This window comes from Stenotrophomonas sp. STEN023, assembly GCF_056760135.1.
In genome coordinates this window covers 1-14111 of record NZ_JBRREF010000054.1, presented here as the reverse complement: position 1 = coordinate 14111, position 14111 = coordinate 1, and the positions used below count along the sequence as shown (strand labels likewise).

At 65.6% G+C, this 14111-nt stretch carries 11 protein-coding genes; 5 read left to right on the top strand and 6 right to left on the bottom strand.

What is annotated here, in order from left to right:
• The first annotated feature begins 253 nt into the window (after positions 1-253).
• The 3 genes from tilS to ACVOLV_RS14905 are packed head-to-tail and all read left to right on the top strand — an operon-like array spanning position 254 to position 2712.
• Positions 254-1552 (top strand): tRNA lysidine(34) synthetase TilS, encoded by a 1299-nt coding sequence (gene tilS, locus ACVOLV_RS14915; protein WP_481555068.1) that lies wholly within the window; start codon positions 254-256, stop codon positions 1550-1552.
• Positions 1553-1583: 31 nt separating this feature from the next.
• A complete protein-coding gene (locus ACVOLV_RS14910; protein WP_303749567.1) occupies positions 1584-1844 on the top strand; it encodes an exodeoxyribonuclease VII small subunit in 261 nt (86 codons plus the stop codon).
• Positions 1834-2712, top strand: coding sequence for a polyprenyl synthetase family protein (locus tag ACVOLV_RS14905; protein WP_481555067.1), 879 nt, complete (start codon positions 1834-1836; stop codon positions 2710-2712). Before ACVOLV_RS14910 ends, ACVOLV_RS14905 begins: the two co-directional genes overlap by 11 nt.
• Positions 2713-2835: 123 nt before the next feature.
• Here ACVOLV_RS14905 and ACVOLV_RS14900 read toward each other — a convergent pair whose 3' ends face one another.
• Positions 2836-3207 carry a DUF4870 domain-containing protein gene (locus tag ACVOLV_RS14900; protein WP_303749565.1) on the bottom strand — a complete coding sequence of 124 codons (372 nt, stop codon included), beginning with the start codon at positions 3205-3207 and terminating at the stop codon, positions 2836-2838.
• Between the two features lie 104 nt (positions 3208-3311).
• Complete coding sequence (pmbA, locus tag ACVOLV_RS14895; protein WP_481555066.1) at positions 3312-4679, bottom strand: metalloprotease PmbA; 1368 nt, start codon at positions 4677-4679, stop codon at positions 3312-3314.
• A gap of 135 nt (positions 4680-4814) precedes the next feature.
• Between pmbA and yjgA the strand changes: the two genes are divergently transcribed.
• Positions 4815-5408, top strand: a complete 594-nt coding sequence (yjgA, locus tag ACVOLV_RS14890) for a ribosome biogenesis factor YjgA (RefSeq protein WP_481555065.1) — start codon at positions 4815-4817, stop codon at positions 5406-5408.
• 222 nt (positions 5409-5630) lie between these two features.
• Here the strand turns inward: yjgA and tldD are convergent, their stop codons facing one another.
• From tldD to ACVOLV_RS14870, 4 genes are read right to left on the bottom strand one after another with little or no spacing between them, the layout of a single operon-like run.
• Positions 5631-7076, bottom strand: a complete 1446-nt coding sequence (tldD, locus tag ACVOLV_RS14885; RefSeq protein ID WP_481555064.1) for a metalloprotease TldD — start codon at positions 7074-7076, stop codon at positions 5631-5633.
• Between the two features lie 48 nt (positions 7077-7124).
• A complete protein-coding gene (locus ACVOLV_RS14880; RefSeq protein WP_481555063.1) occupies positions 7125-10946 on the bottom strand; it encodes a YhdP family protein in 3822 nt (1273 codons plus the stop codon).
• Between the two features lie 39 nt (positions 10947-10985).
• Positions 10986-12476, bottom strand: a complete 1491-nt coding sequence (rng, locus tag ACVOLV_RS14875) for a ribonuclease G (protein WP_303749560.1) — start codon at positions 12474-12476, stop codon at positions 10986-10988.
• 5 nt (positions 12477-12481) lie between these two features.
• Positions 12482-13078 (bottom strand): Maf family nucleotide pyrophosphatase, encoded by a 597-nt coding sequence (locus ACVOLV_RS14870; protein WP_481555062.1) that lies wholly within the window; start codon positions 13076-13078, stop codon positions 12482-12484.
• 131 nt (positions 13079-13209) lie between these two features.
• On the opposite strand from ACVOLV_RS14870, the gene ACVOLV_RS14865 reads away from it, so the two are divergent.
• Positions 13210-13947 carry an SIMPL domain-containing protein gene (locus tag ACVOLV_RS14865; protein ID WP_481555061.1) on the top strand — a complete coding sequence of 246 codons (738 nt, stop codon included), beginning with the start codon at positions 13210-13212 and terminating at the stop codon, positions 13945-13947.
• Positions 13948-14111: the final 164 nt, after the last annotated feature.

Below are 14111 nucleotides of genomic sequence, written 5' to 3'. Positions count from 1 at the left end.
CGCCGCAGCGTAGTGCCGAGCCATGCTCGGCAGAGGCTCTACCGGCAATGCCATCACTCGCCGAACAACCGCCGGTGTTTGTGGGAGCGGTGTAAGCCGCGAAGCTGGTGGCAACCAAGCCACTGACTGACCTGCAACCTGAAAATCCATCAGCTTCGCGGCTTACACCGCTCCCACAACCGCTCGCAGAGCAACCAACAGCTGGCGGCAACAATTGCAGCCATCGCCGCTGCCGCCGATACTCGGCGCGGCCATGAACCTGTTTTCTCCTTCCCTGCTGCAGCCCGCAAGCGACATCCCGGTGATGGTCGGCTTCAGTGGTGGCCTCGACTCCACCGTACTGCTGCACCTGCTGGCCAATGCGCCCGGTCGACAGCCCGGCAGCCTGCGCGCCCTGCACGTACACCACGGCCTGCAGGCAGTCGCCGATGACTGGCAACAGCACTGCAACACCCTCTGCGCGCACTGGAACATCCCGCTGCAGGTAGTGCATGTCGAGGTTCCGCGCGATACCGGCCATGGCCTGGAGGCAGCCGCGCGCGACGCCCGCCATGGCGCGTTCAACACCCACCTGCGCCAAGGCGAATGGCTGGCCCTGGCCCATCACCAGGACGATCAGGCAGAAACCTTCCTGTTGCGCGCACTGCGCGGTGCCGGTGTCGATGGCCTGGGCGCAATGCAGGCGCTGCGCAGCTTCGGCAACGGCACGCTCTGGCGGCCACTGCTGCAGGTACCGCGCTCGGCATTGGAGACCTACGCCAGCCAGCACGGCTTGCACTGGATCGAAGACCCCAGCAACGACAGCGCGGATTTCGACCGCAACTTCCTGCGCCTGCAGGTGCTGCCACTGCTGCGCCAACGCTGGCCACATGCCAGCGCCGCAATGGCGCGCAGCGCCGGGCTGGCGGCACAGGCGGCGGAGCTGCTGCATGAAAACGATGCAGCCCTGCTGCAGCATTGCCTGCAACCGGACGGAGCGCTGCAGCTCGCCGGATTGAAGCTGCTCGCGCCCGCACAACAATCCCGCGTACTGCGCTTGTGGGTGACCCAGCAAGGGCTGCCAGCACTGCCAGGCAACGGCGTGCTGGCGATCCAGCAACAGCTGCTGGCCGCTGGCCACGACCAACAGGCTGAGTTCCGCTGGCAGCAGGCCCGCATCGTGCGCTGGCGCAACCAGCTGCATGCACTGTCCTTGCCCAAGCCCTGGCCCGAGGGCTGGACGCAGGAATGGAATGGCAGCGAACCAGCCGAGCTGCCGGATGGCAGCAAACTTCTACTGCATGGCGCCAGCGCCTTCGAGCGGCCAGTGCATCTGCGCCTGCGCCAGGGCGGCGAGCGCATCCAGCTGCCGGGGCGTAGCCACAGCCACCAACTCAAACATTGCCTGCAGCAGGCGGACATGCCGCCGTGGTTGCGCGCGCAGCTGCCACTGCTATGCGATGGCGACACCGTGCTGGCGGCAGCAGACCGGGTCATCTCCGCACCGCTGCAGGCTTGGCTGCAGGACCACGGTGCATCGCTGGAATGGCAACCGCCAGATCGGGTGAATTGACCCTTTCCTGCTGGCCGCTCACACTTGCGCCATGGCAAAAAAGTCCCCCAATGAAACCTCGCCGGTCGCCCACTTCGAGCAATCGCTCGAGGAACTCGAGCAACTGGTCGAGAAGATGGAAGCCGGCGATCTGAGTCTGGAACAGTCGCTGACCGCTTACGAACGTGGCGTTGGCCTCTACCGCCAGTGCCAGCAGGCGCTGGAGCAGGCACAGTTGCGCGTGCGTCTGGTCAGTGATCCGGCCCAGCCAGAGAAGTCCGAACCCTTTGAAAGCAGCGGCAATGAAGACTGACGCCCTGCTCACCCGCTGGCTGGAGCGCACCGAAGAACAGCTGCAGGACGCCCTGCCCGACCCGGAGCTTGCCCCGCAACGCCTGCACCAGGCCATGCGCTATGCAGCACTGGGCGGCGGCAAGCGCATGCGGCCGATGCTGGTCTATGCAGCCGGCTACCTGTTCGCCGCCGAAGAAGCGCGCCTGGATGCCGCTGCGGTGGCGGTCGAGCTCATCCATGCCTATTCGCTGGTACACGATGACCTGCCGGCGATGGACGATGATGACCTGCGCCGCGGCCGCCCGACCACCCATAAAGCCTTTGATGAGGCCACCGCGATCCTCGCCGGTGATGCCTTGCAGACCCGCGCCTTTGAAATCCTCGCCGACGCCTGGATGCCACCGGCATTGGCCTTGAACTGCATCAAGACCCTGGCAGGTGCATCCGGTGCAGCCGGCATGTGCGGCGGACAGGCGCTGGACATCGACGCCACCGGTCAGCAGCAGGCGCTGGACGAGCTCAAACGCATGCATGCGATGAAAACCGGCGCGCTGATCCGGGCCGCCGTGCGCATGGGCGCGCTGTGTGGCGAGGCCAGTGATGCCCAGCTTGCACAGCTGGACAGCTTCGCTGACACCTTGGGCCTGGCCTTCCAGGTCCGCGACGACATCCTCGATGTCGAAGCCAGCTCCGAGCAACTGGGCAAGACCGCCGGCAAGGACCAGGCGCAGGACAAGTCGACCTTCCCCTCCTTGCTGGGCATGGAAGGCGCCAAAGCCACACTGGCCGAGCTGGCTACCGCGATGCAGGCAGCGTTGATCCCGTTTGGCCAGCGCGCGGCAGCATTGTCTGCATTGGCCGAGCTGACGGTGCTGCGTACGCATTGATCGCGTTAAGCCACCCCCTCCGCAGCCCTCCCCTTCGCTACGCGAAAGGGAGGGAGCGAAAACACTGCAGACAGCAAAAAGCCCGGGAATCCCGGGCTTTTTGTTTGACAACCGACGCGCTGATTACTTGATCAGGCGAATGGTCAGCGGGTAGCGATAGGTCTCGCCCTTGTTGGCGGCCAGGCCAGCAAGAATCGCGAACACCAGGCCGCCGATCCATGCCACGGCATAGGTCAGGAAGCCGATCAGCACGACCATCAGGATGCCGCTGATGAAGTAGGCGCCCAGCAGGGTCAGCTGGAAGTTCAGCGCTTCCTTCGAATTGGCATTCAAGAAGGCCTTTTCCGGCTTGTCCTTGTTCACCAGCCAAACGATCAGCGGCACGATGAAGCTGAAGAAGATGCCCGACAGGTGCACCAGCATTGCAATGCTGTTGTCATCGGAGGCGCCTGCGCTGGCCGGTGCCGGCGGCGGAGTGTTCTGGTAATCGCTCATTGTTTCCCCAAGATCCTTGTAAAGGGCTTATCCATAAAGGTAGACAGCTATAGGAAGTATCGTAACTTCCACACAAGAATAGTCCGCTGTTTACCAAGACTGCGTCAATCATTACCTGCCACGGTCATCTTGCCGACCAGGATCGAGCCGGTGGAAACATGCGAACGCCTGTCCACATCCGTGCCCACGGCTTGGATACCGGCAAACATCTGCTTGAGGTTGCCAGCGATGGTGATGCCGTCCACCGGGTAAGCGATCTGCCCGTTCTCGACCCAGAAACCACCGGCGCCACGCGAGTAGTCGCCGGTGATGCCGTTGACGCCCTGGCCCATCAGCTCGGTCACCAGCAATCCGGTGCCCATACTCGACAGCATGGACGCACGATCACCTGCATTGGCCTTCACTTTCAGGTTGTGCACGCCACCGGCATTGGCCGTGGTCTGCAGGCCCAACTTGCGTGCCGAATAGCTGCCCAGGATGTAACGCTGCAATACGCCGTCGGTGATCAACGCCGAGTTGCGGGTGGCTACGCCTTCACCGTCATAGGAACTGGAGCGCAGGCCACGGCGCAGCAGCGGTAGCTCATCAATGGCAAACCAGTCCGGGAACAGCTGGGTGTCCACGCTGTCCAGCAGGAAACTGGCACGGCGATAAAGAGCGCCACCCGATACGGCACTAAGCAGATGGCCAATCAGGGAGCGTGCCATTTCAGCAGCGAACAACACCTGCACCTCGCCGGTTGGCAGCGAGCGTGGCTGCAGCCGGGCGACGGTGCGCTCGGCCGCGCGCCGGCCTACCGCTGCCGGATCGTCCAGGTCTTCGCGGGCGATGGCGCTGGTATACCAGCCATCGCGCTGCATGCCATCGCCCTGGCCGGCGATCAGCGCGCAGCCGATGGAATGGTGGCTGCTGCGGTCACGGCCGATGAAACCGTGCGAGTTGGCATACACCGACACGCTCTGCGCGGTGGAAGCCGAGGCGCCATCGGAGTTGCTGATGCGGCTGTCGCTGTCGCGGCCAGCCGATTCACAGGCCAGCGCCAGATCCAGCGCCTGCTCGGCGCTCAACTCCCACGGGTGCCAGCCGTCCAGATCCGGGAACTCGGTGGCCATCAGCGCCGGGTCGGCCAGGCCAGAGGCCGGGTCGTCCTCGGTATGGCGGGCGATCGCGCAGGCCTGGGCCACCGTGGCCTCCAGGCTGGCTTCCTGCAGGTCGGCAGTGCTGGCGCTGCCCTTGCGCTGGCCGAAGTACACGGTCACCGCGATGCCGCGGTCATGGGTGGCTTCGACCGTTTCCACCTCGCCCAGGCGCACATTCACATCCAGCCCGCGGTCCTCGCTGCAGCTGACCTCGGCCTGGCTGGCGCCCATCGCGCGGGCCCGTTCCAGCAGCCGCTGGGAGATGCCGGTCAGGCGTTCCAGGCGCTGCAGGCTGTCGTCGGCGGCAGGCTTATCGGTGCTAATGGCGTTCAATGCTTTATCCTTGGTGGCCAAATCCCTTCACATCTGCCCGGTCTTGCATGACTGGCGGCGGCGTGACGTGGATTTTTCGTGGAGCCCGGCGAGCGCCAGGCTTTCCTGTCATGAAGTTTAGTAGGTAGCAGTGCGATGCGCGGACGCGATCAAGAAACCGGTGAATTTTTGGGCGAAAGCCGTAGCCAGAACCGGCGCGAAGCGCTGGAAGTGCTGGCCCTGGGCGAAACCCTGGTGGAGCTGACCCCAGCCCAGCTGGCGCGCCTGCCGATCCCGGAAGGCCTGCTGGAACACATCGAGTACACCAAGCGCATCACCTCGCACGGCGCGCGCAAGCGCCAGCTGGCGTTCCTGGCCAAGCAGATGCGCCGCGAGGAAGACGAGACGCTGGACGCGATCCGCAATGCGCTGGATGCCAACAGCGAGACCTCGCGCCGTGAAGTGGCAATCATGCACCGCATGGAGCGCTGGCGTGAGCGTTTGCTGGCCGAAGGCGATGTGGCGCTGGGCGAACTGCTGGACGAGCATCCGGAAGCCGACCGTCAGGGCCTGCGCACGCTGGTGCGCAATGCGCTGGCCGAGAAGGCCAAGAACAAGCCGCCGCGCGCCTACCGCGAGATCTACCAGGTATTGCGCGAGCTGATGCTGGTGCCGGTATTGAGCGCGGCTGCGGAAGTTGGCGGCGGTGATGACGATGCTGATGATGTGGATGGCGACGAGCAGGATTGATCTGGGTTGAGGGGATTTGCTGCGGATTTGGTTCTGTAGCGAAAAGCTCCCCTCATCCGCCCCTTGCGGGGCACCTTCTCCCGCAGGCGGGAGAAGGGATTGAGTCACTGCTGTTTGAGCGAAATCCGGGCCTGCCCCAAATGCCAGCATTCCCTTCTCCCGCCTGCGGGAGAAGGTGCCCGGAGGGCGGATGAGGGGGGCTCTTCAGCCCTAGCCTCAAACTCAAGCCTGCGTACCACCCACCGTCAGCCCATCAATCAGCAACGACGGCTGGCCGACACCGACCGGCACGCTCTGCCCGTCCTTGCCGCAGATACCCACGCCCTCATCCAGCGCCAGATCGTTGCCGATCATGCGCACCTTCTGCATGGTCTCCGGGCCGTTGCCGATCAACGTCGCGCCCTTCACCGGCGCAGTGATCTTGCCGTCTTCGATCAGGTAAGCCTCGGTCGCCGAGAACACGTACTTGCCGCTGGTGATGTCGACCTGGCCGCCACCGAAGTTGACCGCGTACAGGCCCTTCTTCACCGAGCGGATCATCTCCTGCGGATCATGCTTGCCTGCGCGCATATAGGTATTGGTCATGCGCGGCATGGTCATGTGCGCGAACGACTCGCGGCGACCATTGCCGGTCGGCGCCACGCCCATCAGGCGTGCGTTGAGCGTGTCCTGCATGTAGCCGACCAGGATGCCGTCCTCGATCAGCGTGGTGCACTGGGTCGGGGTGCCTTCGTCATCAATGTTCAAGGAACCTCGGCGGCCATCGAGGGTGCCGTCATCGACGATGGTCACGCCCGGCGATGCCACCCGCTCGCCGATACGACCGGCGTAGACGCTGGTGCCCTTGCGGTTGAAGTCGCCTTCCAGGCCGTGGCCCACCGCCTCGTGCAACAGCACGCCGGGCCAGCCCGGGCCCAGCACCACCGGCATCACACCAGCCGGGGCTGGAATCGCCTCCAGGTTCACCAACGCCTGCCGCAGTGCCTCGCGGGCGAAATTCTCCGGGCGATCGCCGGCAAACAATTCTTCGTAGCTGTAGCGGCCACCACCACCGGCATAGCCGGACTCACGACGGCCGTTCTGCTCGACGATGACCTGCACGTTCAAACGCACCAGTGGCCGCACGTCAGCGGCCAGCACGCCATCACTGCGCGCGATCAGCACCGTATCGACACCGCCGGACAGGCTCACCATCACCTGCTGCACGCGCGAATCCGCCGCACGCAGGTAGCGATCCAGGCGCTTGAGCACTTCCACCTTGGCCTCGTTGCCGATGCTGTCGACCGGGTCGAGTGCCGGGTACAGCGCGCGCCCGCTGCCACGTACCAGCGAGCGCACGTTCTGCTCGCCGCCTTCGCGTGAGATCGCTCGCGCCGATTGCGCGGCAGCCAGCAAGGCCGCCGGCTGGATATCGTCCGAATACGCGAAACCGGTCTTCTCACCGGCAATCGCGCGTACGCCCACGCCCTGCTCGATCGAATGCGCACCGTCCTTGACGATGCCGTCCTCCACGCTCCAGCTCTCGCGGCGCGAATGCTGGAAGTACAGGTCACCGAAGTCGATGCCCGGCCCCAGCAAGGTGCCAAAGGTGCGTTCGAGGCGATTGGCATCCAGTCCTGCAGGCAGCAGCAGGCGGGTTTCGGCGAGCGTGAGAGCGTTTTCGGTCATGACATTCCAGATGGGGGCAGGCCCGCCTTCATGCAAGCCTGCGCTGATTCAGGGGCCGCTGGACGCGCCCGGGGTAACCGCTGGCGGCGGCATACGGGCAGCGTCGCGGTCCAGTACCTCGACCTTGGGATCTTTCCAGGGTCCGGTCACCTTATAAGTCTTGGAGCCGATCTCGCCCAGTGGCTTGCCCAGCACCGCGTTGGCGGCCGCGCCGACCGCCGCGCCAACCGGGCCACCGGCCACCGCACCAACTACGGTCAGCAGGTTGCCCGAGCGCGGGTTCACATCGATGGTCTGGTTGAACTGTTGTGCGACCAGATCGGCCTGGCCACGGATGGTGATCTCGGCCGCCGGTGACTCAATGGCAATCTTGTCGGTGCTGGCCTGGCCGTTGCCAAAGCGCATCGCACCTTCGACGTGGTTGAACGCCAGGCCCTTGGAAAACAGGTCGCGGAAGTCGAACAGCAGCCGCCGTGGCAGCTGCGCCACGCTGAGCAGGCCCAGCACCCGGCCGGCGCCGGGCTCCACTTCCAGCAGCTGGCCGTTGCGCAGGTTCATGCCCATGCCGCCCTGCAGGCTGGCCATGTTGAACGCCATCGGTCCGCCCTGCCAGCCGGCCTGCAGGTTCACCTTGCCCTGGCCACCACGCAGCTGCCCGGCATAGCCCAGACGCTGCAGCAGATCGCCGAGGTCTTCACTCTCTACCTGCGCCGTCGCCAGGGTACGCGCCTGCGCGCCCATGCCGCGCCACTCGCCGTGCACATCGATGACCTGCTTCGGCGCACGGATTGCCAGTTCCTGCACCTGCAGGCCGTCACCGGTGGGACGCGTGCGCAGGCGGGTCTGGCCGAGCTTGACCGTGGCGAACTGCAGGTCCTCGATATCCAATGCCAACGGCGGGATGTTGGCCGGATTGATCGGCTCTGCCGGGGTGTCGCTGGACTCCGCGGTTGCCGCCTTGGCTGCCTGCCAGTACACCCGCGCCAGCTGCCCGCTGACGGTGCCGCCCTCGGCGGTAGGCACGCGCAGATTGCCTGCCAGTGCCGGGCCATCCAGCTGCACGGCGACCGCATCGGCACCGGGCCGCAGCTGCAGGCGGGTCTGCGCGAAGCGCCCGCCCACCATCAACAGCTGGTCAGCCAGAACGTCCACCTGCTTGAGCGCGACGCCACCATCGCCGCCGTCATTGCCGTCCCCGCGCGCCAGGGTGATCCACTCCAGCGCGTCCAGCGACGGGGTACGGCCATTGACCACCAGCCCATCGGCCGGCGGTTCGTGATCGACGGTATCGCTGCCCATGGTGACCTGCACGCCGGTCTTGCCGTTCTGGCTGCGCGCAGCCAAGGCCATCAGCTTGCCGAACGAAACATCAATACGCCCCGCGCCCATCGGCAAGGCAGCCTGCACGGTGGTGGCCAGGGCATCGGCGGCCGGCTTGTTCAACGGCGCCGGCAACTGCAGGCGCGTGCCCTGCAGATCCGAGCGCAGGGTCAGCAGGGTTGGTGCGCTGCTGGACGTGCCCGTCGCTACCTTGGGCAGGCTGACACCGACCGTCCACGCCGAGGTGCCGTGCACATAGGGCTTGAGCCAAGCCAGCTCGGGCGCGCGGTCCAGCAGCTTGCCTGCGTCCAGATCGGCGCTGAGCTCGGCTTCGAATGCATGCGCCGGATCTTTCACCGGCTTGCCGGCGCGCAGCGCCAGCATGCCGTCGCGCTCCTGATGCCGCACCTGCAACGCCGGCGCATCGAAGCCATCACTGCTGTACGCGGCCTTGCCGCGCACGCCCTCGAACTGCAGATCCCAGCGTTTGTCGGCCATGCGTACGCCGCGCAGATCAACATCACCCAGCAGGTGTCCGCCGCCATCGTGATGCAACGGCAGCAGCAGATCGAAATTGACCGCGGCAGGGCCGGCCACGCTGAGGTTGTCCAGGGTGTCGCCATAGCTGGCCTGCAACGGACTCTGCCGCAGCATCACCAGCAGGCGCGCGCTCTCGTCGACGGTGTTGGCCTGCACCACCAGCTTGGACTCGGCGAAGCTGGCAATGCCGGCGCGCAGATGATCCACCTTGACCCCGGCCAGCTCGCCGCGACCGTTCAGATCAAAACCGCCGCCGATGAAGTTGATGTCGGCATTGACGTGCTGCATCAGCGGCCAATCCTGCTGGAAGCGGATCGAACCATCGTCGATGTGCCCGCCCGCCTCGAAGCGGCCGTTGTTGCCGACGAACGGCCAATCATCCAGATCACCCACCGCCAGGCCGGTACCACCGCGCAAGGTGCCATCGACCAGCGCCGCATCCAGCCACTTCACTGCCGCCTCGCTCATGTTCGAGCGCACCCAGAACTGCTTGGCGGCGGTCATCGGCACATCGTCGATCTTGGCGGCCAGATTGATCCACGGACGCGTTCCATCACCCTGGAACCACAGCCCGCCGCGCACGTCCGCCGCGTAGTTCTGGCCCTGCACGCGCAGCGCTGGCGTACCTACCTGCCAGCCGTCGCCCTCGCGCCAGCCGACCAGGTCTCCGGAAAGCTGCAGCTCGTGCAGCACACCAAATCCGGTCGGCCAGTCAAAACGCACCACGTGGTCCGGCTTCAGGGCCAGCGAGAACGCCTGCGCATCACCCTCGAGATGACCGCGCAGGCCACTCAAACCCGGGCTGCCACCAACCGCTGCGAAACTGGCATCCAGCAACTCGCCGCTTGCCCGCAGTGGGCCGTCGGCAGCACCGACCAAGCTGATATCAGCAAAGCGCAGGGACGGCTGCGAGCGGTGCAGCCAACGCCGCAGGCTGGGCTCCAGCCGATCACTGAGCGCCAACACCTGCAGCAGAGGACCAGCATCAAGCTGCTTGCCCTGCACCGCGAAATGCTTGCCGCCAGCCAGCAACAGCCCGTCCAGCGCCTGCGTGCTGCCGTCGCCCGCGATCCGCAGGCGGGGCGCATCCAGTCGCCAACCGCCATCAATCACTTTCCAGCGCGCGCGCAGCTGCAACTTACTGAAAGCCACGGTAGGTGCGGCGGAGGCATCCGGCAACGGCGCGCCGGCAAGCTGCACATCGTCCAGCTCGCCTTCGGCGCTGACCGCCACCACCCGGTTGTCCTGCAGCTGTACCCAGCTCTGCAGCTCACCCTTGCCTTGCCGCAACTGCACTCCGGCAAATCGCAGCAGCGAAGACCATGCACCTAGTTCGGCCGGATCGGCCGAGAACCAGGCCTGCCCGTCACCGCGCTGGCGCTGGAAATCCAGCACGGCGGTGACCGGCGCAGCCTTGGTATCGATCCATCCCTTTGCCCCTACCCGCAGACGCTCTCCGTCCACGCGCAGACGCAGGTCAATACGCGGAATGTGGGTCTGCAGACCAATCGATGGCGCCTGCACCTGCAGTTGCCCGCCAATCACCTGCAGTTCGCCGAGCCGGCGCAGGGTGTCCAGTGGATCGCCACCGGTCTTGGACTCGGGCAGGCCACGCACCGACCAACGGCCGTCATCGGCACGTTGCAGGGTCAGTGCCAGCCCGCGCAGGCGCAGCTCGGTCAGCGGCGCGCCGGGCAGCAGGCCCGAGTACACCGCCACCAGCACTTCCGCCTGGCCAATGCGTACACCTTCGCCCTGGCCAACCCGCAAGCCATCGAGCTGCAGCAACGGGCCGCGCCGGGTCCAGCGTGTGTCCAGGCGATCGAACGCCACCGGCTGCCCGGCGCGCTCGCTGAGCCAGGCCGCAACCTTGTCCGGATGCGCCTCCACCACCGGCAACAGCTGGCTGACCGTGCCAACCAGCAGCGCCACGCACACCAACGCGATCGCCAATGCCATCAAGGCGTAGCGACGGAAGCGGCGTAGGCGGTGGCGCAACAGCGTGGTCATCAGCTCACTTCGTGCTTCCGTGCCGCGAAGTGAGCTCGTTCAGAGCAGTACAACATCGAACTGCTCCTGCAGGTATTGATCATCCGCCTGGAAGCGGATGCTCTTGCCGAGGAACTCCTCCAGCTCGGCCACCGCTGCCGACTCTTCGTCAGTGATGCGCGCGACCACCTTGCTCGATGCAATCACCAGCAGGCGCGCGGCTTCGAACTGGCGCACGGCGCGGGTGATCTCGCGGAAGATCTCGTAGGTGACGGTTTCGGCGGTCTTGATGCTGCCGCGGCCACTGCACTGCGGGCAGGTTTCCGACAGCTGCCGCTCCAGGCTCTCGACGGTGCGCTTGCGGGTCATTTCGACCAGACCCAGCGGCGAGAAGTCGTACACCGTGGTCTTGGCGTGGTCGCGTGCCAAGGCCTTTTCCAACGTGCGCAGCACCTGGCGGCGATGCTCGGCGTCATCCATGTCGATGAAGTCGATGATGATGATGCCGCCCAGGTTGCGCAGCCGCAGCTGCCGCGCCACCGTCTGCGCCGCCTCCAGGTTGGTGCGGAACACGGTTTCTTCCAGATTGCGCTGGCCGACGAAGGAACCGGTGTTGACGTCGATGGTGGTCATCGCCTCGGTCTGGTCGATGACCAGATAGCCACCGGACTTGAGCGGCACCTGCTTGTTCAAGGCGCGGACGATCTCGTCCTCTACCCCGAACATGTCGAAGATCGGACGGTCGCCGGTATACAGCTCCAGCTTCTCGCCGAGCACCGGCATGTATTTGGCGACGAAGGCCTGCAACTGGGTGAAGGTCTCCTTGGAGTCGACCTTGACCTTGTCCACGTCCTTGCGGATCAGGTCGCGCACCGAGCGCAGCGGCAGGCTCAGGTCTTCATAGATGATGCTGCACGGCGGCGCTTCGCGACCGCGCCGTTCCACCACCGCCCAGACCCGCGACAGATAGGAGATATCTTCGGCCAGCGCCTCGGCCGGCTGGCCCTCGGCATTGGTGCGCACGATGTAGCCGTAGCCGCCGTGCTGCGCCGAGATCTCGGTGACCAGCGACTTCAGCCGCGCGCGCTCGCCTTCGTCCTCGATGCGCGCTGAAACGCCGACCATCTTCGACTGCGGCAGCAGCACCAGGTAACGCGAGGGGATGCTGATCTGGGTGGTCAGGCGCGCGCCCTTGGTGCTGATCGGGTCCTTGACCACCTGCACCACCACGTCCTGGCCGTCGCGCAGCAACTCCACGATCGGCACCGAGGACGGCAGCGGCAGGCTGGGCGCGGTTTCGTCGGTATCGGCCGCCACCGGCGCCGGACGCACCACGTCGTTGGCGTGCAGGAACGCAGCGCGGTCCAGCCCTACCTCGACGAACGCAGCCTGCATGCCCGGCATCACCCGCTGCACCTTGCCCTTGTAGATGTTGCCGACCACACCACGGCGCCAGCCGCGTTCGATGTGCAGTTCCTGCAACATGCCGTTTTCAATCACTGCCACGCGGGTTTCGCGCGGGGTGACATTGACCAGGATCTCTTCGGACACGTCCTTCACTCCCCCTTGTCCATGGAATCGTCGGCCGCGCCGGCGGCAAAGGCCGCCAGCAACACGGCGGTCTGTTGCAGCGGCAGCCCCATCACCCCGGAGTAGCTGCCCGCCAAATGACTGATGAAACGCTCCGCCCCGCCCTGGATGGCATAGCCACCGGCCTTGCCCATCGGCTCACCGGTGGCGACGTAAGCCTGGATCTGCGCCGCGCTCATTGGCGCGAAGGTCACTTCCGAGATGACCGTTTCCAGCGCATGTCGCCCGGCAGCGACCAGCGCCACCACGGTGATCACCCGGTGCGTGCGCCCGGCCAACGAGGCCAGCATGGCTGCGGCGTCGGCGGCATCGGCCGGCTTGCCATAGACCCGGTCGCCCAGCACCACCTCGGTATCCGAGCCCAGCACCACCGCCTGCGGATCGTCGGCCACCAGGGCCAGGCCAGCCTGCGCCTTGTCCAAGGCTACCCGCCGCACGTAGGCTTCGGCGGGTTCACCTTCCGCCCGCACTTCAGGCACGTCCAGATCCAACGCCCGGAATGGCACGTCGAGGCGGGAAAGGAGTTCGTTGCGGCGAGGGGAACGGGAGGCAAGATAAAGCATCGCGGAAGCATAACCTGCGGCGGCTAGCTGAATGATCGGCAAAGACGTCAAAGTCGCTGCAACCCCGAGCCGGCTCACCACCCGTTCATCGCCCTGTAGTCACTTTCACGATCCATCCAAGGAGGATCACCATGCGTCGTACTGCCCTTGCTCCATTGCTGTTGTCCCTGTCACTCGCCCTGGGAGCCTCGATGACCGCCCACGCCCAAACCGTGCCCACCGTCGTGGCCAGCGACGCCACCCTGCTCAATGTGTCAGCCCAGGCCGAAGCACACCGGGTACCGGACGTGGCCACGCTGTCCGCCGGCGTAGTGACCCAGGCAGCCGATGGCAACACCGCCATGCGCGACAACGCCGTGCAGATGGACAAGGTGATGGCTGCGATCAAGGCCGCCGGCATCGCCGAGCGCGACATCCAGACCAGCGGCATCAACCTCAGCCCACAGTACCGCTATGCCGAGAACGAGCCGCCGAAGATCACCGGCTACCAGGCCAACAACACCGTCAGCCTGAAGGTGCGCGACATCACCAAACTGGGCAAGGTGCTGGACAGTCTGGCCGCGCAGGGCGCAAACCAGATCAATGGCCCCAGCTTCGAGATCGACCAGCCCGAGCCGGTCTATGACGAAGCCCGCCTGGCCGCGCTGAAGAAAGCCCAGGCCCGCGCCGAAACCTATGCCAAGTCGCTGGGCCTGCGCGTGCGTCGCATCGTCAGCATCTCCGAAGGCAGCCAGGGCGGCTTCCGGCCAATGCCGATGATGGCCATGGCCGCCGGCCGCGCCAACAAGATGGAAATGGATACCGCGGTGTCGCCGGGCGAAACCACCGTATCGGTCAACCTCGACGTGGTGTTCGAGTTGGGCCGCTGAGCCAGCCAGCGGCTGTAGTCAGAACGGCGCCTTCGGGCGCCGTTCTTGTTTTGGCCATTTGTCTTGCTGGCGTGGCCGGCATTTGCTTGTGGGAGCGGCGTAAGCCGCGAAGCTGGCACTACTGAACCCATCGACAGCTGTGCAACCCGATGGGGCGCCTGCTT